The sequence below is a fragment of the bacterium genome, assembly GCA_024224155.1.
Classification (GTDB): Bacteria; Acidobacteriota; Thermoanaerobaculia; order Multivoradales; family JAHEKO01; genus CALZIK01.
The window spans coordinates 1-23,365 of record JAAENP010000015.1; the positions used below are offsets into that span (position 1 = coordinate 1).

The following is a 23,365-nucleotide window of genomic DNA, read 5'->3' on the forward strand; positions in this document are numbered from 1 at the left end:
CGACCTCCTCGACTAAGGACTCTTCCCAACCCTCGATCGCGAACGTGACGGCTGCTTGTGCAGACATGGATTCCCTCCTTTTTCGACGCCTCGTGATGTCCTACTCGCTGATCCGCCGAGACTCGCTCGGCTCGTCGTCGAGAACGCCGGCCATCGCCAGTTCCGCTCCCAGCGCGACGAAAGTGATCGTCGCCGTCACCACCGCCGCCTTCAGACCCGACAAGACGGCAACGACAGCCGTTGTGATCACGCCCAGCCCGACAACGAGCTTGAGCCACTGTGGAGTCTGGGCAAAGCCTCGTCTCGCCATGGACCGGTCTGTCAGATCGCTCGTACCCTCAGCCGCTGGCGACTGCCTTGGGCCCGCGTAGGATGCGGGCGGGCAAGAGCACGACCGCCTTGAGAAACTGGAAGACGCCGTCCACAGCGATTCCGAGCAGGCGAAAGGGCAGGAGAAGCAGCCAAACGAGCGGGTAGGCGATCAGAGCCAGAAGCGCCAACGGCCAGCAGAGCACGAGCAAAATCAGCCAAAGCAGGAAAGTCCACATTTCTCGGTCTCCCTACCTATTCTACGCTTCCGGGCGCGCCAAGTTCGAACAGAACCGTCCCCTCCTCGGCACCGACTCCAAGAAGCACAAATCCGCATTTCTCGAGAACACGAATCGACCGCTGCGAGTCCGGCAGCGTATGGGCGAGGACCCGCTTGACCTGGCTGTGGCCGAACGCCCAGCCGACCAACGCCCGGACGGCTTCGGACGCGTAGCCCTGACGCTGGTGGGCTTCGAGGACGGAATAGCCGATTTCTACGCTGCCGTCGGGATCGGGCCTGCCCTTGAAGCCACCGTTTCCGACTGCGACGAGCTCACCGTCCGAATCGCGCCGCAGGAAGTACCACATACCCCAACCGATGGCATCCGGATTGGCCTCGGCGTGCTCGGTGAACCAGGTCATGGAGGCCTCGTCATTGAGGGGCGGCGGCCACTCCGGGGGAACGCGTGCCCCAATCAGGTCCGCCAAGCGTTTCCTGTCGACCAGTTCGGCCCGCCCACATTCTCCGTCACCCGCGACCAATACGAGGCGCTCGGTCGTCAGTCTTGGCTGGCGAAGATCGGACATCGGCAGAGCGTACACCGCAGAGGCGGACCTGAAAAACCCCGACGGTACGTTACGAGCGCCGTCGGCGCACGATCCGTAGCAACTGCCGGCGGTCGAGCCGGACCTTCGCAACCGGCTTGCCCTCCCGCATCAGGACCGGCACGGTGTCTCCGAAGCGGTCGCTCAACACCCGATCCCTGTCAACGTCTATCAGCTCGTAGCTCAGGCCCAGCGCCGGCAGGACCTCGTCCAGAACGGCCTTCATCTGGTCACAAAGATGGCACCGCTCTCGGGTCAGCAACTCGAATGCTGGGTCTGGCACGGACGGAGTCTACCGGGTGATCAAGAGCCGGCGACTTCCTGGGCCAGCGTCAAGGTGCCTGTTCTTCGAGCGCGACCGGGCATGGTCTCGCGATGCGTTCCTTCGAGGCAAATGGTCGCTCTTCGATGTGGCGGTACCTTCAGCGCAAGATCACGTTGCCGTCGGTGGTCGTGATTCGAATCCTGCCCGCCCCGTCGCCGATCTTGCCGGTTACCCGATCTGCGCGTTCCGAACGAGCGGCGTCCCCACGAGACAAGCGGATGCTGCCGTCGTCGGTCTCGATCGTATAGGTCGCCGAGATCTCGGGGCCGAGCTCGAGCGTGACATCTCCATCCTCGACCTCGATCTCGAGATCCAGATCGGTCGCCGACAGCAGAGCGACATCGACATCGCCGTCGCTCGAGCGGATCTCGAGCTTCGAGACGTCAGCCCTGTCCACGACGACCCCACCGTCATCGACCATGAGCTTGAAGTTCCCGCTGCAGCGAACCAGTGAGACATCCCCATCGGCGGCTCGAATCTGAAGCTCGTCCGAGCTACATTCCCGAATGTCGACGTCGCCGTCATCGACCCGGATCTCGAGCGCGCCTTCGAAACCGTCTATCTCGATGTCGCCGTCTTCGGCTTCGAGCCGCGTGGTCTTCGCCCGGACGTCGGCAAGGGTCAGATCGCCATCGTCGAGAACGCAGTCGATATTCCCTCGCCAACCTTCGATATCGACGTCACCGTCATCGCCGCTGGTGTCCAGAACCACCCAGTCAGGGGCCTGAATCGTGTACACGTAGTCTCGTTCCCGGTTCAAGAAGAAACCGATTCCCATGCTGCCTATCTCGCGGCCCTGAACGAGAATCGTCTCGCCCTTGCGCTCGAAGTCGACTTCAAAATCAGGTTCTGTGGCCAGGCCGAGACCTCGGAACTCCGCCTTGTAACGCACCTGGACGTCAATGACGTCTCGATCCCACGGCCGCAGAGAAACGTCGCCGTCCCCATGGATCAATTCCAGGCGCGCCCCGGGCGCGATCGCGAAGCTCTCGTGAAACTCACGCTCCAGGACCTCGCCACGAGCCGTTCCCGGCATCAGAGACAGACTCAGGCTCAGGCCGAGAGTCATCGCTAGCGCTCTTTGTGTCATTGCTTTCCTCCCATACTCCCCTACGCCTTCAGACCGAGCAAAGTTCCGTCGCCTGGCGGCTAGGCCCGGAAGACGAGGCTGCAGCAGGTGACCCCCGCCTCCGCCTTGATCAACTCCGAGACGTCGACCGCGCGCACCTCGATTTCCACTCGCCCGAGCCGAGCCAGGGTCCGCGGATACTGTCGGGGTAGAAGCGCTCGGTCTCCCACAAGAAGCGCGTTCGCAGCCGCCGGTTCGTCCGGATCAATCGAGATAACTTCCAAGCGATCGAAGACCGCAGCGTCCACCCAATCGGGGTTGATGAGCAAGGTCCCTGGAGCCACTCGCGTCACCGCGGACTTCAGATGCAGGCACCCGGAGAACTCGACCGTGGTCACCGAGTACTCACCCGGCTCCAACAGCCGGCGCAGCTGATCGATCCCGGCCGTATTGGTGCGCTTCGACAAGCCGACGTAGAGGTGTTTCCCCACCTGAAGGACATCGCCTCCGTCCAGCACTCCGGGTGCTCCAATCTGCGCCAGCCGCCGGTGCTTCTCGAGCGCATCGGCGATCGAAGGCCTTTCCCCCCTCCGCGACGGTGCCCCCGGCCGGGTGATCACGGCCATCTCGTCCAAGACCACGGCGACGTCTTCGACGAACACCGAATCCGGGAGATCCGGCTGAGCCGGCAGTCTCTCGATCACACAGCCGAGCTCTTCCAGGCACCGCTCGTATTCCCGATGCTGCTCTCGCGCGCGCCCGACGTCGATCGGCCGCCGTTCGACGTGGGTCAGCTCACAGCGGTCGAAGGCGGGGCTGACCTCTCGGGTCAAAGCAACCAACATCCAGCTTTTCTTGCCTTGCTAATTCAGTCTATTGGTCGAACTTCGCTACCGGGTGGTGCCCGTTGGGCGCTGCCAGGATCCTTAACCGAATCCTCTTCGCCCAACCCGGCCAGCACCTCGATGACGATACCGTCCGAAAGGCCCGTCTCTACTCGCCGAACCTCGAAATCCTGACCGCCGTTCTCGACCTCGACGAAGGTGCCATCGTCATCGAACTGCAGCCAGCTTTCCTGAATCGCCAGCACCTCATCCCGCTTGTCGAGGACGATGTCGGCATTCGCGCTGTAGTTCGCGCGCACGAAGACGTCCGCTTTCAGATCCATGGCGGCACGGATCTCGAATTGGATCGCGCCGTCCTCCTCGACCCCCTTGGGCGCGATGTACTCGAGAGTTGCTCGGAACTGCTCCTTTTCGACGGCACCGACCGTCAGCTGAAGCTCCATGCCCTCGCGCAGATTGCCGACCTCGCTCTCATCGACCTTGCCTTCGAAGATCATCTCGGTCATATCCGCAACCGTCGCGATCGTGGTGCCGTCGTTGAAGGTATTGGCCTCGATGACCGAGTCGCCCTCCTCCACCTCGGCCTCGAGCACCATACCCGCCGCGGTCGCTCTGACCAGAGTATTGCCAGCATAGGCGGACTTCTTACGCGCGCCCTCGCGGATCACCGCCAGGTTGTCTTCCGCGGCCGCCACCTCTTCCTTGGCATTCTTGAGCTCGATCTCCCACACCTTGTAGGTCGCCTCGGAGACGACGCCTTCCTGGAAGAGCTGGCGGTTTCGCTTGTACTCGGTCTCGGCGTTCTCCAGGCTGATCCTCGAGCGATTCAAGCGACTCTCCGCGCCGGACAGACTGACCATGTTTGGGATGATCGTGACCTTGGCGATCAAGTCACCCTCTTTGACGATGTTGCCGGGCTCGACGTAGATCTGGTCGACGATCCCGGAGACTTGGGGCTTGATCTCGATCTCCTTGCGCGGCACGACCGACCCCGTGGCCACGGTCTTCTTGACGATCGAAGCCACGAACGGCTGGTTGGTCTCGTAGGCCACCGGCTCTTCCTGAGATTTCGCCCACAGAAAATAGAGCGTGCCCGCGAAGCTCGCGAGCAGAACGACGCCAAGGAGAGAGAGCAGAACTTTCTTGATCATGGGGATTCCTCTGTTCAAACGGCGTGAAGTGCCTCGACCGGACTGATGGAGAGCGCGCGCCGAGCCGGAATCATGCCAGCCAAAAAACCGGCAACGACGAGGACCAACAGCGCAAAAGTGGCGTTGCCGAAGCTCACGCCCGGGTTCTGGAACATCTGGGCGTTCATGCCCGCGGTCTCGAGACCGACTCTGACGCCTTCCACCAGGCCGACTCCGCCGAGGAGCCCCAGATAGCCGGCGAGCCCGGTCAGCACGATCGACTCGAGGAGGATCTGCCCCACAATGCCCACCGGTGTGGCGCCGATCGCCCGTCGCAGGCCGATCTCCTTGGTCCGCTCCTTGACCACAATCAGCATGATGTTCGAAACACCAATGACCCCGGCGGCGAGGGTTCCAACGCCGACAATCCAGATCAGCATCCGAATCCCGCCGAAGAGCCCTTGGACCTTGCGGAACTCCTCCTCGGTATTCCAGCTGCCCAGCGCACGCGTATCGTCGGGATGCACCCGGTGACGCCGCTTGAGCAAGGCCAGGACCTTCTCCTCCACCTCGGCCGCCGAGTGCTCAGGTTGCGAGGTGATCGCGTACCAGCCGAGCTCATCTCCATAGTTGAAGGCGCGCTGGAACGTCGTGAACGGGGCATAGATAGTCTCCGCGTCTCGAATAGCTTGTTCACCCCGCGATCTCGGACCGAACACGCCGACGACCTTGAAGTAGACGCCGTTGATCTTGACGTGGTCGCCGATAGGATCTTCGCCGTCCTCGAAGAGCACCTCGCGCACTCGCTCCCCGATCACGGCGACCTTTCGGCTCTCTGCCAAATCGTGATCGTTCAGAAAGCGGCCCTGGAGGACCTTGATCGGCTGAATGTCGACGATCTCGGGGTAGTCCCCCATGACGTTGAAGGCTCCGGCCTTGACTCCGCGAGTGACGTTGTTGCCACCTCGAAATCCACCCAGCTGATTGCGAGGGGCGATGACCGCGGCCTCGGGGATCTCACGTCGAATTGCCTCGGTGTCCTGGTTGGAGAGCTCGAACCTGCGCCCTGCCGGAAGCCCCCGGAAGGGCTTGCTGGTGCGCTGGGTCCAAACGTAGAAGCTGTTGGTGGCGCTGCCGGTGAAGTCGCCGTTGACCCCGTTCTCGAGACCGCGGCCGGACCCCAACAACAGCATGAGCATGAAGATGCCCCAGAAGACTCCGAACATGGTGAGGGCCGTGCGCAGCCTGTTCTTTGCCAGGGAGGAGTAGATTTCTTGCCAATTGTCCAGGTCAAACATCGCCCAAAACCCTCTCCAGAAGCGCTGGCCGAGCAGCGAGGTCGAACAGTCGGTCGACTCGCCTACTCATCCTTGAGCGCCTCCACCGGTTGAACTCTCGCCGCGCGGTACGCCGGAACAGACCCCGCCAGCGTACCGGCCAGCACCAGAAGCGCGGTCGCCGCCAAGGCCAGACGCAAATCGATCCCGGGATTGACGAAGAATTCCGAATCGGGCAGAAAGGCCGCTCCCAGCTCCAACAGCACGACCCCCAGGACCAGTCCGACGTAGCCCGCAACGGCCGTGATGAAAACCGACTCCTGCAGAATCAAGCCCAGAATCGAGCCCGGTGTCGCTCCCAGCGCCTTGCGCACACCGATCTCCTGCGTCCGCTCCTTCACCACGATTATCATGATGTTGGAAACACCCACGACGCCGGCAAGGATGGTCCCGATGCCGATGATCCAGACGAAGATCCTGATGCCCGACATCAGGTTGACAAAGCGCTCGAAGAACTCGTTCAAATTGTTCACGAACACGGCTCGGCGATCCTCCGGCGCGAACCTGTGCCGCTGGGCCAAAGTCTCCCGAATCTCGGTGGCCATGGCGTCGGTCGTCTCCAGATCGGCCTCACCGGTCGTCAGCATGAACATCCGGATCCGATTGCCGCCCGCAAACGCCTTCTGAGCGGTCGAGATCGGCAGGTAGATCTTCTCCTCTTCGGATTCTCCGCCGGCGTCACGAAAGAGACCGACGACTCGAAAGGGTATGCCGTTGATATTGATGTACTCGCCGACGGCTCTGTCCTTGCCGAACAATCCCTCCTTGACCCGCTCGCCGATGGCGGCCACCTTGCGGTACTCGGCGATATCGAGATCGTTCAGGAAACGACCCTCGCTGACGATCGTCTTCTCGAGGTGCTGGTGGTCCGGGTGTACGGACCGAATGTCATAGCTCCCGGTCTCACCGCGGTACGCGACCGTCAGTTGGCCCCTCGGATAGAAGCGAGAGGTGATGTACTCGACGCCATCGATATCACGGGCGATGATCTCGTGGTCTTCGTTGGTGAAGCGCACGTTCCGACCGGGCTGGAGGCCGGCGTGCGGCACCGAGGTCTGCCCGCTCCGAACCCAAATCGAGTTCACGGCGTCGTCGCGAAACTGATACTCGATGCCGTTGGCCAAGCCCTCGCCGGAGCCCATCAAGACGACCAGCATCAGGATTCCCCACGCCACGCTGAATCCGGTCAGGAAGGTCCGTAGCTTGTTCTGGCGAATCGTCGCCAGGATCTCCTGCCACTTGTCGAGGTCGAACATCGGTCAGTCCGCCATCGCGGAGACGCCCGACCCCAGCGCTCCGTTGGACTCTACTTTCGGATCGTCCTTCGCACCCGCTCCGTTGCCCCCCGCTCCGTTGTTCTGCTCGTGACCGATCACTCCGTCGAGCAGATGAATCACCCGATCGGTCATCTCCGAGATCTCGTGCTCGTGGGTCACCACGACGACCGTCGTGCCCTTCTCATTGATCGAGCGGAGTATCTCGATGACCTCGCGCGAGGTCTGGCTGTCGAGCGCGCCCGTGGGCTCGTCGGCAAGCATGACCTTCGGCTTCGTAATCAGGGACCGCGCGATCGCGACCCTCTGCTGCTGGCCGCCCGAGAGCTCTCCGGGCAAGTGACCTGCCCAATCGGCAATTCCGACCCGGTCGAGATACTCCAGCGCTATGCGGTTGCGCTTGCGCCGCCCGATCTTCTGGTAATAGAGCGGCAGCGCAACGTTCTCGACCGCGGTCTTGAACGGGATCAGGTTGAAGGACTGAAAGACGAAGCCTAGAAGCCGGTTTCGGTAGTACGCCGCCTCGGTCTCTGAGAGGTCCTTGATCAGCGTGCCCGCCAGGTGGTACTCGCCGCTGTCGTACTTATCCAGGATGCCCAGAACGTTGAGCAAGGTGGATTTGCCGGAGCCCGACGGCCCCATGATCGACACCATCTCGCCCTCGGCGATCTCGAGATCGATGCCCTTGAGGACATGTAGCCGGCTCTGACCCACAGAGTACGATTTGTTGATATCGGCCAGGCGCAGCATGAGGCAATCCCCGAGTAATCGAAGGAGCTTTCTCCCGCGGGGTTAGCTCCAATTACGGTGAAAACCGACGGGAGTTTCGGCCCTAGGGCCAGATACCGCGGTCCATGGCCACACGGGCCACTCGCCCGACCGCGAGAACGAAGGCCGCGGTGCGAAGGTCGACCTTGGCCTTCTGCTCCTTTTCGACCCGTGCCTGCGAGTCGAGAACGGCATCGGTGGCCCGAATCATCTTTCGCTGCAGACGACGGTTGACCTCGTCCTCGTCCCACTGCTCGTTCTCGACGTTCTGTACCCACTCGTAAAAGCTCACGGTCACGCCACCGGCGTTGGCCAAGATGTCGGGCAGGACTGGAATGCCACGCTGAAACAGGATCCGATCGGCCATCGGGGTCGTCGGCCCGTTGCCTAGCTCGACCACCAGCCTTGCCTTGACGTCCTCGGCGTTGTCCCCCCGAATCTGATTCCCGAGCGCCGCCGGAATCAAGATGTCGCAAGGCAGTGCCAAGAGTTGTTCATTGGTCAGCTTGCGAGTGGCACGGGTCCCGACCACAGATCCGACCTTCGTCTTGCGTCGCTTGACGGCGGCGATGTCCAGACCCCGCTCCCGGTACACGCCCCCCTGGGAATCACTCACCGCCACGATGGTGGCGCCGGCTTCAGAGAAGAGCTGAGCAGCGATGGAACCGGCGTTCCCGAAGCCCTGAATGGCAATTTTCCGGCCCTTGACCGAAGACATACCCTTGACCAACCCACGTTGTAACGCCTTCTGGGTAACGAACAGGGCGCCGCGGGCGGTCGCTTCGCGCCTTCCCAGCGAGCCACCAATGTTCACCGGCTTGCCGGTCACCACGGGCAAGTTGTTCCTGCCCGGGTGAAGCATCGAATAAGTATCGTAGATCCAGGCCATGGTCTCGGCATTCGTGTTGACGTCGGGAGCCGGAACGTCTGTATGGGGGCCAATCAGGTCTCCCAGTTCTGAGATGAAGCGGCGCGTGATCCGCCGACGGTCCTTCCTCGACAATCGCTTGGGTTTACAGACCACGCCGCCCTTGGCGCCGCCGAACGGGATATCGACCACAGCGCACTTCCAGGTCATCCAGGAGGCCAGAGCGCGAACCTCGTCTGCCGTCACGTCGGGGTGGTAACGGATGCCGCCCTTGCCCGGCCCGCGGATGTTGCTGTGGAGCACCCGGTAGCCGACGAAGTTCTTGACCCGGCCACGCTCGGTCTCGATCGGAAACTCCACCATGACGGTCCGGTTGGGGCTCTTCAAGAACTCGATCAACCCCGGCCCGAGGTCGGGCAAGTACTCGACGGCCTTGTCGAACTGCATCTGGGCGATCCGAAATGGATTCAGCTCTTCCCGGTTGTCACCCGACGCGTTGGTTACGCTAGCCTCTTTCTGCCGCGCCTTGCGGTTAGCGGGCATGCCTGACCTCCTCTTCAAGCGGCTCGTTGGCCCGCCGACTCTAGCAAGGAGGGCCGCCGTGGCGCATTCCGCTGTCCAGGCTCGCCCGGTCATCTTCAAACCACTGAATGACGCGACGGTTTTCCGAGCCAAGTGTTGTTACAGGGCAGGAGTCCCGTAGTACTCTGAGGGTGAGACGAGTCGTCTTCTCCCCGCCGTTCTAACAAGCATGGATCGGAGGTACATTGATGGCGAAAGTACTATCGAGAGGTCTGCCGGTGGCTGTCGCTCTGGCCTCGGCCCTGACTGTCCTGCCCGTCAGCGCGGGTGCCTGGGAGTTGCGCAATGAAACGAATCTGACGATTCCGAAGGGCGAGATGCTGGAGGACTCTCTGATTGCGACCGGCGAGGTCGTACGGATCGACGGCGACATCAACGGCGACCTGATCGCCGTTGGGCGCCAGGTCGAGGTTTCGGGCACGGTGACCGGCACCGTCTTCATAGCAGCGCAAAGCGTCGATGCCAACGGCAACGTCGGAGGAACCCTCGCCGGATTTGGACAGTGGGTACGCGTCGGCGGAGCCGTCTCGGGGAATCTCTATTCCTTCGGGCAGAACATCCGCCTCTTGGAGGAAAGTTCTGTCGGCCGTGACGCCATGATGTTCGGCGAACTGCTCGATGCCGGCGGCACGGTTGGTCGGGATTTGACCGCCGGCGGGCGCAAACTCACGGTCGGCGGCCGGATCGGGCGCAACCTGGAGATGCAGGGAGAAGAGCTCGAACTGACACCCTCGAGCGAGATCGTCGGCTCGATCGATACCGAGCTCCCGGCCGACGACAATCTCACGGTGGCCGAAGGCGCCACCGTGGGTGGATCGACCGAAATCCGGCATGCAACCCCAGACGTCCGGAAGAGTCGGTACAGCAAGCCGGGATTCTATGTTTGGGGACTGATCAAGCTGGCCGGCGCATTTCTCCTCGGCGCGCTTCTATTCTGGGCGCTGCCCGGATTGTTCGGTCACGAATTGGCCTCCGTCGGAGCCGGGCTTCTGCGCGCCGGCGCCGGCCTTCTGGCTCTGATCGCCACTCCGGTGGCCCTGGTTCTCGCCGCGATCACCTTGGTCGGGCTCCCGGTAGCGCTGGTCGGCGGTGCGCTCTTCTTGATGGCGCTGTACCTCGCGAAGATCCTGGTCGCCGACTGGCTCGGACGGTCGGTCCTGAGCTCGAACGGGTCACGGCCAAGGGTATTCGTGGCGCTGCTGACGGGTCTCGCCATCCTGGCGGTGGCGGGCGCGATTCCCTGGATCGGGGGCCTGATCAAGTTCGCGGTTCTGCTCCTGGGTCTGGGCATGCTGACGCACCGGGCGTGGGAGGCCGTGGGCCACGACGCCCCGGTAGCTGCGTCCACCTAGCCTCTAGGCGGTCCGCGGGAGAGCCGGCGGCCGAAGGGGCTATCCCGGGAAGCCGCTCAGGACCTCGAGACAGGTGTCGATGTCGCCGGCGGTGTGGTCGGCCGAGATCTGAAACCGGATCTCCTCGTCACCCTTCGGAACCACTGGATAATTCAACCCGGTCGCCAGGATGCCGTGGTTCTTGAGATGCGCCACCAAGGCCGAGGTCCGGGCGGTGTCGCGCACCATGAGCGGCACCACCGGATGCGCGCCGGGGATGGTCTCGAAACCGCGCTCGACGAGACCAGTCTCGAAGCGCCGGGTCATCGCGCGCAGATGCTCGAGAAGCTGCCGGCCGGCCTGGCTGTCGAGCAGGTCGACCGCCGCGAGCGCGGCCGCGGATTCCGCCGGAGTGATCGGATTCGAGTAGATATAGAAAGCCGCTTGCTCACGGAGAAAGCCCAGAATCACGCTGCTGCCGGCCACGTAACCGCCGTTGACCCCGAGCGCCTTGCCCAGGGTGGCGATCAGAAGATCGACACCCTCGCAGCCGGTGTACTCCTCGGTACCGCGCCCGGTCTCGCCGAACGCGCCGACACCGTGCGAGTCATCCACTACGACCAGCGCGTTCTCGGCAAAAGCCTCGTCGTACTTCCTCGCCAGCTCGACGATCTCCGGCAGCGGCGCATGATCACCGCGCATGCTGAAGATCCCGTCGGTGACGATCACCGCCCGCCGACAGTTCTCCGAGGCTCTGTCGAGCGCGGCTTCGAGCTCGCCCATGTCGAGATGTGAATAGACGTACTTCTCCTTCGGCCGCGCCAGCCGGATGGCGTTGATGATGCAATTGTGATTGAGCGAATCGCTGATGACGGCGGCCTCGCCGGTCAAGAGCGGCGGCAGCGTGCCCATGGTGGTGGCATAGGCCGAGCTGAACAGCATCGCTCCCTCGCGGCCGTGAAACCCAGCCAGTCGTCGTTCCAGCTCGAGGTGGATGTCGTAAGTCCCACTGATGAACCGAACCGCGCCCGGGCCGGTTCCGTAGGCGCGCGTCGCCTCTTCCTCGGCCGAGATCACCTCCGGGCGTAGCGACATACCCAGATAGCTGTTCGAGTTCATGCGCAAGAACTGCTTGCCGCCCTCTCCAGCCAACTCGAAGCGCGGCCCCAGGTCTCCCGCTGCCGGCAACACCCGCGTGAACACGGTCTCGGCTCCCTTCTGTCGTCCCTGGGTCTCGAGCTCGGCCAGTTCTCCGGCCAGAACCTCCTGCAATCGCTCGGTTGGCATCCCGTCCGTCTCCTATCCCTGGTCTCGGGCCGGCCCCGCGATGCGGAGCTTGCGTTCGAGGTTTTCGAGCATGTCGCGAGTCATGCTGCCGATGTCGTGCTCCGGCCTCCAGTCCCATTCCCGGCGCCCCGCGCTGTCCTCTATAGCCCCCGCCCAGCTGTCGGCAATCGCCTGCCTCACCGGATCGACCTGATACTCGATCCTGAACTCCGGCAGGTGCTTCTTGATCTCCGCGGCCAGGTCCTCCGGAGCGAAGTTCATCGAGGTCACGTTGAAGGCGTTGCGATGCGCGAGGCGGCCGGCATCGGCCTCCATCACCTCGATCGCCGCCTTGATCGAGTCCGGCATGTACATCATGTCCAGCCGCGTGTCCGGCTCGAGAAAACACGTGTAGCGCCGATTTCGAGTCGCCTCATAGAAGATCTCGACGGCGTAGTCGGTCGTGCCACCGCCAGGGATGGCGACGTGAGAGATGATCCCGGGGAAGCGCACGCCACGGGTGTCAACGCCGAACCTGAGGTGGTAGTAGTCGCACACCAGCTCGCCCGCGACCTTGGTCACGCCGTAGATCGTGGTTGGCCTCTGAATCGTGTCCTGCGGTGTCTCGTCACGCGGAGTGCTCGGCCCGAAGGCGCCGATCGAGCTGGGAAAAAAGATCGAGCACTTGTTCTGACGGGCCACCTCGAGCACTCGATAGAGCCCGCCCAGATTGACGTCCCACGCTACCTGCGGTCGTTCCTCGGCCACGGCCGAAAGCAGAGCCGCCAGGTGGTAGATGGTGTCGATGCCGTACTTGCGAACCACCTGCTCGACCTGGCGCTGGTTGGTGCAGTCCAGGTACTCGAAGGGACCGGCGGCGTTGGCGGCACTCTGAGGCATCATCTTGATGTCCGAGGCCACCACCAGCTCGACGCCCGGGCGCCCGCGCAGAGCGGTCACGAGCTCGGAGCCGATCTGGCCAAGCGAGCCGGTAACCAGGATTCTCTTCATTCGAATTAGTCCCCCCGATGACGTCCGTATCGTACCAGCGACTACGAATCGCGATTCGGGCCGACCATGACCAGCTGTACGTCCATCACATTGGTGCCGGTTGCCCCGGTGACGATCAGACCATCGAGCGCCGCGAAGAAGGGATAGGAGTCGTTGTCGGCCAGCGCGGCCCTGGCATCGATACCCCGGCTCTCAGCGCGAGCCAGGGTATCGGCCGTCGCCACCGCGCCGGCCGCGTCGGTCGGACCGTCGATACCGTCCGTACCCACCGATGCGACCAGCATCGGATTCCGCGCGCCGCCCGCGCCGAGGACGAGCGCGGCGCCCAGCGCCAGCTCCTGGTTGCGACCGCCCTTGCCCTTGCCCTTGACGGTCACGGTGGTCTCGCCCGCCGAGACCACACACGCGAGTGCCGCCAGCGGGTGTTCGCCGTTCGCGATTCGAACGGCGGTGCGCGCCAGGGCGGCGCCGACCTCTCTCGCCTCGCCTGTCACCGAGATCGAAGACAACTCGGTCGCGTAGCCGAGTCGTACCGCCTCGGCGCATGCTGCTTCGGCCGCCATTAGGTTGTTGCCGACAATGCGCGCGGAGCTATTGCGGAAGCAATCGTCTCCGGCGTCCGGCGTGTCCGGGATCGTTCCGGCGAGACCGCTCTCGAAGCGCCTGCGCACCGCCCGGGGCACCTCGGACCACAGGTCGAATTTCTTCAGAACGTCGATCGCCATGCCGAACGTCGACGGATCCGGTGATACCGGGCCCGAGGCGATCACGTCGAGCGGATCCCCGACGACGTCCGAGAGCACCAGCGCCAGGACCCGGGTGGGCGCCGCGGACCGAGCCAACTGTCCACCCTTCAGGAGATCGAGGTGCTTGCGAACGGTATTGAGCTCGCCGATGTCGGCACCGGCCTCGAGCAGAGCCGCGGTCGTGGCCTGAACGTCCGCCAGTGAAACCCCGTCCGGGGGAAGGGTCATGAGCGCCGATCCACCACCTGAAATCAATGCCAGGAGCAGATCCTCGGCGCCCGCCTCTGAGGCCAGCCGGCGAATCGCTTCGGCTCCGGCGACTCCCTCCTCGTTCGGCGTTGGATGGCCGCCTTCGAAGATATTCAGCCCTGTCGGGGCTTCCGAGCCCCGCCCCCCGGGCACGACCAGAACTCCGCCGGCGACCTTGTCCCCGAAGAAGCCCGTAGCGCCCCGCGCCATCGCCGATGCCGCCTTGCCGATGCCCGCGATCCAGACCTGTCCCGCGGATTCCACCGAACCCGCGTTGCCGGTCAGAAAGCTCGCCACCAGGCTTTCGGGCTCGACCGCCCGAATCGCCGCCTCGAAACAGGCGCGCGCGTCGGCCTCGAGATCGTCGTGGCGAGACCCGTCGGTCAACTCGCGCTCTGCATCAGGCTCGGGACAACCGCGCCCGGTACGCGTCGGTCTCGTAGACTTCTGGATTGACGGCGTTCGGAGCCGGTTCGCGGATCAGGTGAGCGAGAGCGTTGGTCGCCGCCATCCTGGCCATCTGGCCTCGGGTGTCGTGCGAAGCGCTGGCGATGTGCGGCAGAAGCACCGCGTTGTCGAGCTCGGCCAGACCCTCGGCCATCACCGGCTCGTCCTCGTAGACATCCAGTCCCGCGCCGGCGATCCAGTTCTCCCGAAGAGCCCGAACCAGTGCCTTCTCGTCGATCACGGGTCCACGAGAGGCGTTGACGACATACGCCGTCGGCTTCATCTTGCGCAGCTCGGCCTCGCCGATGAGGTGGTGGGTGGCCCCGACTCAATTGTCCTCCTTCGAGAGCAACCCTTCGCCGCGGGTCAATCCCAGAGCTTCTCTCTCTCGAGGAACTCCCTGAATCCGGCGGCATCCTCGGAGGCCTTGCGCATGCGCGCCACGCCTTCTTTGAGCTGGTCCATGCTCGTGGCGATCGACAGCCGCAGGAAATGCCGGCCCTCGGCGCCGATCGAGCCGAACGAGTTGCGATCCATGGTCGCCACGCCATAGCTGTACAAGAGGAACATCTGGAACATGCTCGACGGACTGGTGCGCCCCGCCACCTCGGCCGGCATCTCCCGATGAGCCTTGATCACGTCAAGCTTCTCGCAGACGCCCGCGATGTTCGGAAACACGTAGAAGGCGCCTTTCGGGTTCTGGCAGCTCATCCCCGGGATGTCGTTGAGAGCGCCCACCACCCAATCACGGCGGCGCTCGAAAGCCGAGACCATCTCGGCCACGGTAGCCGCGGTCTCACTGCTCTCGTAGGCCTCGCGGCCGGCTTCCTGGATAAACGGCGGGACGCAGGAGACGATATTGATGTTGAGCTGCTTGAAGACGGCTGCCTCTTCCTTGGTCGGCAACACGGCCCAGCCGAGACGCCAACCGGTCATCGCGAATCCCTTCGAATGGCCGCTTACGATGACCGTTCTCTCCTCCATGCCTTCTTCGCTGGCGATCGAGTTGTGCACTTCGCCGTCAAAGAGGATGTGCTCGTAGACTTCGTCGCTGTAGACGCGGACGTCGGGTCGCGCCCGCTCACGAATCACCCGAGCAATTCCCACGAGATCCTCCTTCGCGAGCACGCCGCCGGTCGGGTTCGACGGAGAGTTGAGAATGATGAGCTTGGTCTTGTCGGTGATCAGCTCGCCCAGATCCTCCGCCGAGAAGGCGAAGCCCTTCTCTTCGGACAGCATCAGGGGCACGGGCTTGGCGTCGACGAACGTGATCCACGATTCGTAGATCGGAAACCCGGGGCTCGGGTAGATGACTTCGTCGCCCGGATCGACGTAGGTCTCCAGAGAAAAGCAGATCGGCGGCTTGGCTCCCGGTGTCACCACAACCCGACCCGGATCGATATCGAGACCTCGGGTCCGCGAGACGTGCTTCGCGATGGACTGCCGAAACGGAAGGATGCCCGCCGGATCACAGTAGTGCGAGTTGCCGGCCTCGATCTGTTCGATCGCCTTGCGATTGATATGCGGAGCGCTGTCAAAATCGGGCTCTCCGAGATTGAACTTAACGACGTCCATGCCGCGCTCTAAGCAAATGGCAATGTCCTCTCCGAGTTTGAACGCGTTCTCGGTTCCGAGGGCCTCGATTCTGGCGGCTTTGACTGACACGATGACTACCTCCCTTCACGGACACACACTCGTCCGCTCGACCAAGTGTAATCCACTCATCATGCTATTGTGCGGCGTCGTTTCTTGATGGGTCCGAGATCGCACTGACGGTTCTTGAACGATGCGTATCTGTCTGCTGACCAACCAGGATCTCAACGACCTTCCGGACGACGACTGGCCATGTGACCCGAGGCCGTATCTTCCGGACGCGACTTGGGAGCTAGCGGTCCTGGAGAAGACCAACGCGGTCGAACAAGTGATTGCGCTGTCACGTCGTCGCTTCGACGTCTACTTCAATCTCTGTGATGGATCCTGGGACGAGGAAGACAACCCCGGGGTCGAAGTCGTCAAGACCCTCGAGAAACTGGACGTCCCGTTCACCGGCGGCACCTCCGATTTCTACGAGCCCTCGCGCGAAGCCACGAAGCGGGCTTGCCGCGCCCTGGGAATCGACACGCCGGCCTACGTGATGGCCCGCACCGAGGCCGATGTCCGGCGGGCCGCCGAGGAGCTCCGCTTTCCCCTCTTCGTCAAGCATCCTTCGAGCTACGCCAGCATCGGCCTCACCCGGGACTCGAAGGTCGGGAATCCGAAGGCGCTGCTCAAACAGGCGCGCATCATGTTGAAGGCCTACGGTGGCGCGCTCATCGAAGAGTTCATCGAAGGACTGGAGTGCACGGTCCTGGTTGCCGAGAATCCCGACGACCCCGACGATCCCATCGTTTATCAGCCGATCCAGTTCCGGTTTCCCGAAGGCGAGAGCTTCAAGCACTCCGACATGAAGTGGGTTATCTACGAAGACTTGGATAGCGGCACGGTTCAGGACGAAGAGATGGACGCGAAGCTGCGCGATGTCTCCGCGAGACTCTTTCTTAAACTCAACGGCACCGGCTACGGCCGTTGTGATCTGCGAGTCGATTCCGAGGGCCGAGCCTTCATGCTGGAGATCAACGCCAACTGCGGCCTCTTCTATCCGCCCGCGGATGCCAGCAGCGCGGATTTCTGCCTCCAGGCCGATCCCGACGGCCACGAGGGTTTCACCCGGCTCATCATCGACGCTGCCATCAAGCGACACGCCCGCAACTCTCCCGCCTGGGAGGTTCGCCCTCGGTCCGAGAACCGGCACGGGGTCTTCGCCAGACGGCCGATTCGAAAAAACCAGAGAATCCTACTCGCCGAGGGCCGCCCGCATCGGCTGGTCACCCGCTCTCACGCAGCAGAGCACTGGAACAGCCAGCAGCTGGAGTTCTTTCGCCGAACCGCCTGGCCGGTGACCGAAGAGTTATTCGTGGCCTGGAGCCAGGAGCCCGACGAATGGACGCCGTTCGGCCACTCGTGCAACCCCAACGCCTGGCTCGAGGGTCTCGACGTCGCCGCTCGCCGGAGAATCAAGAAGGGCGAGGAGATCACCCTCGACTACGCGACCTTTCACAACGAACAGATGCCGGATTTTGAGTGTGACTGCGACGGCCCCGACTGCCGGGGCACGATTCGTGGTGATGACTATCTTCAGAATTTCGTCGAAGCCTACGGGGACCACGTCTCCGACTACGTCAAGTCGAAACGCGGGGGACACAATACGTAATAAAGGACCTCACCTGAGGCGCGGATTCCGCTTTCACTCAGCGTTACGTATTGTGTCCCCGAGGTCGGCTCCCCAACGACCCGTCTCTATGTCCTCGACGATCACCGCGACCCACTCTTCATCGGCGAGCTCGTCGAGCGGCATACGGTAGACCCAGACCTCGTCGTCGGATCGCGGCGCGATCTCGAGTCGCTCGTGCGTCACGGCGGCCAGGCCGTCCAGCCGAGCCCTCGCCACGGTGAGACGCAGCTTGATCGACCGATCCTGGGTCTCCCGCTCCGCCAGCGACTCGCGGTCCAACTCGACTACCAGGCCCTTCGGGTCGATGCCGGCTTGAACGCTCAGCTCGCCCTCGAGTTGATCATGCGCGGCGAGTCGACGAGCCAGCGCCGCGGCCACAGTCCGCGGCGTCCCCGACCGCGTCCGGCTCGGGTGCCTGAGTGCGAGCTCTGAATCCCTGAGCCGTACCTCCAGACTGTGAATACTTCCCTGCGGCCATCCCGAGAGCTGGTAGGTCAACCGCGCACGCCGCTCCAGACTGAGCACCGCCTCGGAAAGCGCGTCGGAGTCCAGCACGGTGCGCCCCGCGGTTTCCAGGGCGAGAGTTTCCTGAAGCGCCAACGGCTCCAAAAGGCGCGGCCTGGACTGCGGGTATTCCTGGGCCAGGTCGGGGTCGAGCTCGACGGCGTGGCGAAACGCCTCGCGAGCTTCGGCGGCTTCACCCTGGGCCTCGAACGCGCGCCCCAGACCGGCCTTGGCCGCGGCTTGCTCCTTGCTGGTTCGCGGGTCTCCGGCAAAGTGGTAGAGCGCCTTCTCGAAGGCCTCTCGAGCCGACTCCGCATCGCCACTCTGCAGATGAGCCTCCCCAATCTCGTGGTAGGCCTCGGCCTTCTCCGGATCCCGGCGGCTCTCCCGTATGAGTGTGCCGCCGATACCCTTGAACGGCGGCATCCGCGGCCGGTAGAGCCACTTGCCGATTCTGAAACCAGGCACCAGACCCGGGCCGGACGGAGGCGGCGACAGACCAAACGTCACCCAGCCATAGCTCGCCAGGGTGGCCGCCAGCTGCTTCGTCCGATCGACCAGCGCTGGCCCTCTCGAGGCCATCTCGAAGCCCTCCGAGCGATAGAACTCGGCGGGCTCCAGATCGAAACCGTCGCTAACCCAAAACAGCACCCGCTTCGAACCGCTCACTTCGCGCTGCGATAGGTGAACCAGGAGCTCATCCAGGTGGCGGCCTATCAAGAACGCTTCCTGCTCGACGGAAGCCAGTCCGAGCTCTGCGACACCGGGATCTTCGGGGTCTCCTCGAAGCGCTTCGAGAACTTCGGCACGCAGCTCGATCACCTCGTGAACGCCGTCCGAATCGAGTGCCATACCGGCCAACTCGTCCTCGAGCAGCTGCACGTCGCGAGTCGGCGCCAGCGAGCGCACTCCTCCATCTTCAGCAATCACGAGCTCGACCTCGCCGAGCTTCACGAGCTCCTGGACTCGCTCCGCCAATTCGCCAGCCGCCCAGCGCACGGTGTCGCGCTCGGCAAGCTCGAGATCGAAATACAAGACGATCGTCCAGGGCTCGGATGTCCGATCGACGAGCGGATCCATGGCCGCGCCGGTGCGCGTCCGCTGATCGAAAAAACTCACGACCGGCCGGAGCTCGCCGTCGACTCGCACCTCGAAGTCCTCGAGGCCCAGATCCCTGGGCAGCGCCCTCCGTCCTGATACCTTGCCCGGCACCTCGGCGTCGAGCTCGATGAAGATGTCGACGGCGGTTACCCGTTCTTCCTCCTCGAGTACCGAGCGCTGGCCGAGAACCGTACTCGCCACCAGAGCCGCAGCGAAGAGCAGTAACCAGACTCGCACTCGCTTCGCAGCTGTCCGCATACCCGCTCTCCGTTCACTTATTCTGGATCCGGAGCCGGAAGCGCCGCGATCCGAGTTCTAGTGCGACGAATGAACTCGCGCCATAACTCCTCACTCCCGCCGGACTCGGCGGCAAAGATCGTCGACTCGGAGCCCGGAAACACATGCCAGCCGTGCGCCGCGATCTCAGCTTCGAGCTGGCCCGGAGCCCAACCCGCATGGCCGGCGTAGAGCCGGAACCGGTCTTGCTCCCGGGGCTCATGCACCATCCTCTCGAAAAGCCCCTCGTCCCACCCGGCGTAGACCTTGCCGAGCACGTTCAGGTGGCCGGCATGCTCCTCGCCGGTCGAAAACAGCATCGACATCTGGTGAATCTCGACCGGCCCGCCGATAAAGAACGGCTGCTCGAAGGTCTCGACGCCCTCGAGGTCGGGCAGCAGTCTGCTCACGGGCAGACGACTGGGCCGATTGAGCACCAGCCCGAGACTGCCGGAAAGGCCATGCTCGAGCAACAGGACCACCGTTCTCTCGAAGTTCGGGTCCAGGAGTCCCTCGCTGGCCACGAGCAGCCTGCCCTTGCCCGGAGTCGTTCCCGGCTGTGCCTGTGCTCCGGGCGCGACGGCCAGCACAGTGGTCAAGAGAGCGCCGCCAAGAGCTCGCGAGATCCGCGAATTATTCAACCGGCGCATGCAGTCAATCCCAACCTCTGCAACCTACCATGCTCGACCGTCGCCCTACCCGGTTGGGTGTTGCACCGGTTTTGCAGCCATCCGATGCTAAGTCCGGCCGGCGGGACGTCGAACGGTCGTCCGCCGGACCTCACGACTTGAGAACAGGAGATCTGTCATGACAAGCAAGCTGACCAACTTCACCTTGATCCTCGCGCTGGCCGGGTTCACCGCTCTCGTGATCGCACCCACGGGTGTTGCGGCGGAAGACATGGACGGCAAGGCGCTGTTCACCGAGACCCACAAGTGCAACATGTGCCACGCGGTTCCCGCCGCCGACATCGAAGCCAAGACCACATCCGAGAAGATGAAGGGCGGAGACCTCGGCGGCAAGGTCGAGGGCGAGCTCGCGGAAATCGCCGCCTACGTCCGCAAGGAGGCGGACATGGACGGCAAACAGCACAAGAAGCCGTTCAAGGGCACCGACGAGGAGCTCCAGGCGATCATCGATTGGCTGGGCTCACTCGAAGCCCAGGAGTAGATCGGGCCCGCGGACGCGATCCAGGTGACCGCCTCGGGCGGCGGGATGTTCGAAGAAGCTCCTCACGGCCGGGTCGAGCGCTCTTCGACCCCCTTTCGAGGCGGTAGACTGCCTCAATGCGCCGATCGCTCGGAGTGTTTCTGGCCCTGGCCTTCGGTCTGACTTCGGGTTGCGCGCCACCCGAATCGGGGGGTGAGAACCGTTCCGGCGGCCGGCCGGTGTCCCAAGCGCGACGCGACGCCTCAGCCTTCGACGCTCAAGCCTCAGATCAGCCGACGTCAGATCTCGGCACCGGTTTTCTGGTCTGGGAATCCAACCGCTCTCGCAACTGGAGGATCTGGACCCGCGAGCTGGCCGCCTCGACACCCACACGCCTGACGCCCGACGAGGGGACTCGCCAGCACTGCTGCGCTCACATCTCGCCCGACGGCCGTTGGATCGCCTACCTGAGTTATCCGGACGCCATGGCCGGATATGCCGACGGAGGCAGCGAAGGCATCCTGCACCTGATCCGGCCGGACGGCAGTGGGGACCGGATCGTCGCCGAGAGGGCGCGCTCGTCCTGGGAGAGCCGAGCCGCGGTGTGGCGCAGCGCCGACGAGCTGATCTACATCCGCGGCGACGGCTCGACCGTTCTCCACAATTTGCGCGACGATCGAACCGAAGTGCTGGCGAACGATCCAAGCGGCAAGACCTGGCTGATCAACAGCCGGCTGAGCCACGCCACCAGCGGCGCCGCGGACTTCTCGGCCTACGACCGTGCCGACCGCGCGATCGCCACGCGCTCCACCTACGGTGGCTGCCAACCCTATTTTTCGCATGACGGCCGCTGGGGTTTCTGGGCGGCGGGCACCGGAGGTCCGATCAACCGCATCGATCTGCTGACCTACGAGGTCTCGAGAATCCTGTCAAAGAGTGACGCTCGCATTCCGGACGGACTCGGCTACGCCTACTTCCCGATGTTCTCGCGCGACGGTCGGCTGTTCGCGTTCGCGGCATCCGACTACCAGCACAACCACTTCTTGGCCGACTACGAGATCTTCGTGGCCGAGAGTGACCCGGAGACTCTCGAGCTTCTGGGCAACGCCGTCCGCATGACTTCGCACCCGGGGACCGACCGTTTCCCGGACGTCTTCCTCGAGCCGCTCGACCTGGGCCGCCACCGAGGTGAGGCGCCGTTCGAAGTCGGGTTCTCTTCCGAGCTCGGCTTGACGTCCGTTGCCTGGGACTTCGGTGACGGCACCACCGCCACCGGACCGGCTGTGACTCACACCTTCGATCGCCCGGGACGCTACGAGGTTCGCGCAACGGGCTCGCTCGACTCGCAGGAGATCCTGCTCCGCGGGCAAGTCGTCGTCAAACCGGCGACGCCGCCCGAGCCGGTCCGAGTGCTTCTCAGGGAAGAAGGTCGTGCCGTGATCGTCCAGTTCGACGAGGAGATTCGAGCCGATCGACCAAAGGTCCGACTCGAGTCCGGCGTGAAAGTAGCCAAGTGGTCGCTGGGCAGCGAACGGCGGTCTCTGGTCATCGAGCTCACGGAGGCCCTTGACGGATTCGATCGTCTCCACCTCGAGGGAATCGGCGACCGCGCTCAGAGAACAAACTGGACCGAGCCACTCACAGTCGAGATCGAGCCTCCGCTGTGGCCGAGCGATCGTAGAGGTCTGGCCTTTCTCTGGGAGACCGGCGAAGCGCACAACCTGGTCTGGGATTCCGAGCTCGAATCCGAGCGCTCCTCCTCCTTGGAAGCTTCCGGACGCGCGTTTCTGGATCACAATTTCGCCATGGTCCTGGACGGTGGCATCTTCATAGCCTCCGCTGCCGACGTCGACTCGGTCCTCAACGCCTGCAGGAAGACGAACGAGCTCTCACTCGAAGTCGTTCTGCGTCCGGAGAGGAGAACCGCCGGCGGCTTCAGAAAGATCATCTCGTTTTCGGGCGGAACTCCGAACAGCCGCAACTTCGTTCTCGCGCAGCGGGGAGACCGGCTAATCTTCGAACCGCGCGCCGGCAACCCCTTCTCCAAGGCCTTCCCCGAAGTCGAGCTCGCCCGAATCCCCGCGGAGCAGACAAGCCACGTCCTGATCTCCTACGAAGTCGGCCACCTGGCCGCCTACCTGAACGGCGAGTCGATTCTCGAGACCGAATCCATCCACGGCGGCTTCCATCACTGGAAGCGACGGCCGTTTCTGTTCGGCGATGGACCGGGCACGGGGAACATCTGGCGCGGCAGCGTCGAAGGAGTCGCCGTCTACAATCGCGTCATCGACGCGAGCGAGGCACGTGAGAACTATCTGCGCTACCGCAAGACGATGGCAGCGCGGCCCACCGTGCCGAGGCTGGTTGTCGACGCGACCCTGCTGGCGCGGTCCGAGGCGCCGAGTTTGGAAGAGATCAGCCCCTATCGGGAAGCGTTGGCGGTCTTCGAGTATCGCGTCGACCGGGTGATCGCAGGGGCTTCCCCGGGCGAGCGAATCCGTGTCGCTCACTGGTCGATCCTCGACGGCGACACCCTCGAGATCAATCGGAGCCCGATGACCGAACAGAGCCAGCGCCTGACGCTCGAGCCGTTCTCCGACAATCGCCAGCTCGAGAGCACGTACCTGGCCGATTCGCTCGAACCGGGAAGCGATCCGCTGTTCTACTCCACCCAGCGCTAGG

General features: G+C 63.6%; 22 protein-coding genes. 4 read left to right on the plus strand and 18 right to left on the minus strand.

Annotation, left to right across the window (positions count from 1 at the left end):
- Nucleotides 1–100: 100 nt before the first annotated feature.
- The 11 genes from GY769_01360 to GY769_01410 all read right to left on the minus strand — a co-directional run bounded on the left by GY769_01360 (nucleotide 101) and on the right by GY769_01410 (nucleotide 9,293).
- Nucleotides 101–310, minus strand: coding sequence for a hypothetical protein (locus GY769_01360; GenBank protein ID MCP4200565.1), 210 nt, complete (start codon nucleotides 308–310; stop codon nucleotides 101–103).
- 28 nt (nucleotides 311–338) lie between these two features.
- Nucleotides 339–548 (minus strand): hypothetical protein, encoded by a 210-nt coding sequence (locus GY769_01365; GenBank protein ID MCP4200566.1) that lies wholly within the window; start codon nucleotides 546–548, stop codon nucleotides 339–341.
- 16 nt (nucleotides 549–564) lie between these two features.
- Nucleotides 565–1,116: a GNAT family N-acetyltransferase gene (locus GY769_01370; GenBank protein MCP4200567.1), complete on the minus strand. Its 552-nt coding sequence runs from the start codon at nucleotides 1,114–1,116 to the stop codon at nucleotides 565–567.
- A gap of 49 nt (nucleotides 1,117–1,165) precedes the next feature.
- Nucleotides 1,166–1,417, minus strand: a complete 252-nt coding sequence (locus GY769_01375; protein MCP4200568.1) for a glutaredoxin family protein — start codon at nucleotides 1,415–1,417, stop codon at nucleotides 1,166–1,168.
- Between the two features lie 139 nt (nucleotides 1,418–1,556).
- A complete protein-coding gene (locus GY769_01380; protein ID MCP4200569.1) occupies nucleotides 1,557–2,549 on the minus strand; it encodes a DUF4097 domain-containing protein in 993 nt (330 codons plus the stop codon).
- 59 nt (nucleotides 2,550–2,608) lie between these two features.
- Entirely contained in the window at nucleotides 2,609–3,373 is a 765-nt protein-coding gene (locus GY769_01385; protein MCP4200570.1) for a dimethylargininase, read from the minus strand.
- A 23-nt stretch (nucleotides 3,374–3,396) separates the two neighbouring features.
- Nucleotides 3,397–4,521 (minus strand): efflux RND transporter periplasmic adaptor subunit, encoded by a 1,125-nt coding sequence (locus tag GY769_01390; GenBank protein ID MCP4200571.1) that lies wholly within the window; start codon nucleotides 4,519–4,521, stop codon nucleotides 3,397–3,399.
- Nucleotides 4,522–4,538: 17 nt separating this feature from the next.
- Nucleotides 4,539–5,801, minus strand: coding sequence for an ABC transporter permease (locus tag GY769_01395; protein MCP4200572.1), 1,263 nt, complete (start codon nucleotides 5,799–5,801; stop codon nucleotides 4,539–4,541).
- A 62-nt stretch (nucleotides 5,802–5,863) separates the two neighbouring features.
- On the minus strand, nucleotides 5,864–7,096 hold the full coding sequence (locus GY769_01400; GenBank protein MCP4200573.1) for an ABC transporter permease: 1,233 nt from the start codon (nucleotides 7,094–7,096) through the stop codon (nucleotides 5,864–5,866).
- 3 nt (nucleotides 7,097–7,099) lie between these two features.
- On the minus strand, nucleotides 7,100–7,864 hold the full coding sequence (locus GY769_01405; protein ID MCP4200574.1) for an ABC transporter ATP-binding protein: 765 nt from the start codon (nucleotides 7,862–7,864) through the stop codon (nucleotides 7,100–7,102).
- Nucleotides 7,865–7,946: 82 nt separating this feature from the next.
- Entirely contained in the window at nucleotides 7,947–9,293 is a 1,347-nt protein-coding gene (locus GY769_01410; GenBank protein MCP4200575.1) for a Glu/Leu/Phe/Val dehydrogenase, read from the minus strand.
- Between the two features lie 227 nt (nucleotides 9,294–9,520).
- On the opposite strand from GY769_01410, the gene GY769_01415 reads away from it, so the two are divergent.
- Nucleotides 9,521–10,684 carry a hypothetical protein gene (locus GY769_01415; protein ID MCP4200576.1) on the plus strand — a complete coding sequence of 388 codons (1,164 nt, stop codon included), beginning with the start codon at nucleotides 9,521–9,523 and terminating at the stop codon, nucleotides 10,682–10,684.
- Between the two features lie 39 nt (nucleotides 10,685–10,723).
- Here the strand turns inward: GY769_01415 and GY769_01420 are convergent, their stop codons facing one another.
- The 5 genes from GY769_01420 to GY769_01440 all read right to left on the minus strand — a co-directional run bounded on the left by GY769_01420 (nucleotide 10,724) and on the right by GY769_01440 (nucleotide 16,047).
- Nucleotides 10,724–11,950 carry an aminotransferase class I/II-fold pyridoxal phosphate-dependent enzyme gene (locus GY769_01420; GenBank protein MCP4200577.1) on the minus strand — a complete coding sequence of 409 codons (1,227 nt, stop codon included), beginning with the start codon at nucleotides 11,948–11,950 and terminating at the stop codon, nucleotides 10,724–10,726.
- Nucleotides 11,951–11,962: 12 nt separating this feature from the next.
- Nucleotides 11,963–12,940: an L-threonine 3-dehydrogenase gene (locus GY769_01425; GenBank protein ID MCP4200578.1), complete on the minus strand. Its 978-nt coding sequence runs from the start codon at nucleotides 12,938–12,940 to the stop codon at nucleotides 11,963–11,965.
- Between the two features lie 41 nt (nucleotides 12,941–12,981).
- Entirely contained in the window at nucleotides 12,982–14,322 is a 1,341-nt protein-coding gene (locus GY769_01430; protein ID MCP4200579.1) for a DUF4147 domain-containing protein, read from the minus strand.
- Nucleotides 14,323–14,335: 13 nt separating this feature from the next.
- A complete protein-coding gene (locus GY769_01435; GenBank protein ID MCP4200580.1) occupies nucleotides 14,336–14,665 on the minus strand; it encodes a hypothetical protein in 330 nt (109 codons plus the stop codon).
- An 83-nt stretch (nucleotides 14,666–14,748) separates the two neighbouring features.
- Complete coding sequence (locus GY769_01440) at nucleotides 14,749–16,047, minus strand: aminotransferase class I/II-fold pyridoxal phosphate-dependent enzyme (GenBank protein MCP4200581.1); 1,299 nt, start codon at nucleotides 16,045–16,047, stop codon at nucleotides 14,749–14,751.
- 121 nt (nucleotides 16,048–16,168) lie between these two features.
- On the opposite strand from GY769_01440, the gene GY769_01445 reads away from it, so the two are divergent.
- The gene (locus GY769_01445; GenBank protein ID MCP4200582.1) at nucleotides 16,169–17,632 is read left to right on the plus strand and encodes an SET domain-containing protein-lysine N-methyltransferase; all 1,464 of its coding nucleotides are present in this window, start codon (nucleotides 16,169–16,171) and stop codon (nucleotides 17,630–17,632) included.
- Nucleotides 17,633–17,665: 33 nt separating this feature from the next.
- On the opposite strand, the gene GY769_01450 is transcribed toward GY769_01445, so the two are convergent.
- The gene (locus GY769_01450) at nucleotides 17,666–19,516 is read right to left on the minus strand and encodes a tetratricopeptide repeat protein (GenBank protein ID MCP4200583.1); all 1,851 of its coding nucleotides are present in this window, start codon (nucleotides 19,514–19,516) and stop codon (nucleotides 17,666–17,668) included.
- A gap of 17 nt (nucleotides 19,517–19,533) precedes the next feature.
- The gene (locus GY769_01455; GenBank protein MCP4200584.1) at nucleotides 19,534–20,184 is read right to left on the minus strand and encodes a YqgE/AlgH family protein; all 651 of its coding nucleotides are present in this window, start codon (nucleotides 20,182–20,184) and stop codon (nucleotides 19,534–19,536) included.
- A 157-nt stretch (nucleotides 20,185–20,341) separates the two neighbouring features.
- On the opposite strand from GY769_01455, the gene GY769_01460 reads away from it, so the two are divergent.
- The gene (locus GY769_01460) at nucleotides 20,342–20,704 is read left to right on the plus strand and encodes a hypothetical protein (protein ID MCP4200585.1); all 363 of its coding nucleotides are present in this window, start codon (nucleotides 20,342–20,344) and stop codon (nucleotides 20,702–20,704) included.
- Nucleotides 20,705–20,820: 116 nt separating this feature from the next.
- Nucleotides 20,821–23,364, plus strand: a complete 2,544-nt coding sequence (locus GY769_01465; protein MCP4200586.1) for a PKD domain-containing protein — start codon at nucleotides 20,821–20,823, stop codon at nucleotides 23,362–23,364.
- Nucleotide 23,365 lies beyond the last annotated feature (1 nt).

Bases quoted from the DNA above. Each gene is read 5' to 3' on its own strand.
- GY769_01395 (MCP4200572.1), bottom strand. From the start codon at position 5,801: ATGTTTGACCTGGACAATTGGCAAGAAATCTACTCCTCCCTGGCAAAG.
- GY769_01455 (MCP4200584.1), bottom strand. From the start codon at position 20,184: ATGCGCCGGTTGAATAATTCGCGGATCTCGCGAGCTCTTGGCGGCGCT.
- GY769_01385 (MCP4200570.1), bottom strand. From the start codon at position 3,373: ATGTTGGTTGCTTTGACCCGAGAGGTCAGCCCCGCCTTCGACCGCTGT.
- GY769_01365 (MCP4200566.1), bottom strand. From the start codon at position 548: ATGTGGACTTTCCTGCTTTGGCTGATTTTGCTCGTGCTCTGCTGGCCG.
- GY769_01360 (MCP4200565.1), bottom strand. From the start codon at position 310: ATGGCGAGACGAGGCTTTGCCCAGACTCCACAGTGGCTCAAGCTCGTT.
- GY769_01465 (MCP4200586.1), top strand. From the start codon at position 20,821: ATGCGCCGATCGCTCGGAGTGTTTCTGGCCCTGGCCTTCGGTCTGACT.
- GY769_01370 (MCP4200567.1), bottom strand. From the start codon at position 1,116: ATGTCCGATCTTCGCCAGCCAAGACTGACGACCGAGCGCCTCGTATTG.
- GY769_01425 (MCP4200578.1), bottom strand. From the start codon at position 12,940: ATGAAGAGAATCCTGGTTACCGGCTCGCTTGGCCAGATCGGCTCCGAG.
- GY769_01445 (MCP4200582.1), top strand. From the start codon at position 16,169: ATGCGTATCTGTCTGCTGACCAACCAGGATCTCAACGACCTTCCGGAC.
- GY769_01380 (MCP4200569.1), bottom strand. From the start codon at position 2,549: ATGACACAAAGAGCGCTAGCGATGACTCTCGGCCTGAGCCTGAGTCTG.
- GY769_01405 (MCP4200574.1), bottom strand. From the start codon at position 7,864: ATGCTGCGCCTGGCCGATATCAACAAATCGTACTCTGTGGGTCAGAGC.
- GY769_01420 (MCP4200577.1), bottom strand. From the start codon at position 11,950: ATGCCAACCGAGCGATTGCAGGAGGTTCTGGCCGGAGAACTGGCCGAG.
- GY769_01450 (MCP4200583.1), bottom strand. From the start codon at position 19,516: ATGCGGACAGCTGCGAAGCGAGTGCGAGTCTGGTTACTGCTCTTCGCT.
- GY769_01415 (MCP4200576.1), top strand. From the start codon at position 9,521: ATGGCGAAAGTACTATCGAGAGGTCTGCCGGTGGCTGTCGCTCTGGCC.
- GY769_01460 (MCP4200585.1), top strand. From the start codon at position 20,342: ATGACAAGCAAGCTGACCAACTTCACCTTGATCCTCGCGCTGGCCGGG.
- GY769_01435 (MCP4200580.1), bottom strand. From the start codon at position 14,665: ATGAAGCCGACGGCGTATGTCGTCAACGCCTCTCGTGGACCCGTGATC.
- GY769_01410 (MCP4200575.1), bottom strand. From the start codon at position 9,293: ATGCCCGCTAACCGCAAGGCGCGGCAGAAAGAGGCTAGCGTAACCAAC.
- GY769_01400 (MCP4200573.1), bottom strand. From the start codon at position 7,096: ATGTTCGACCTCGACAAGTGGCAGGAGATCCTGGCGACGATTCGCCAG.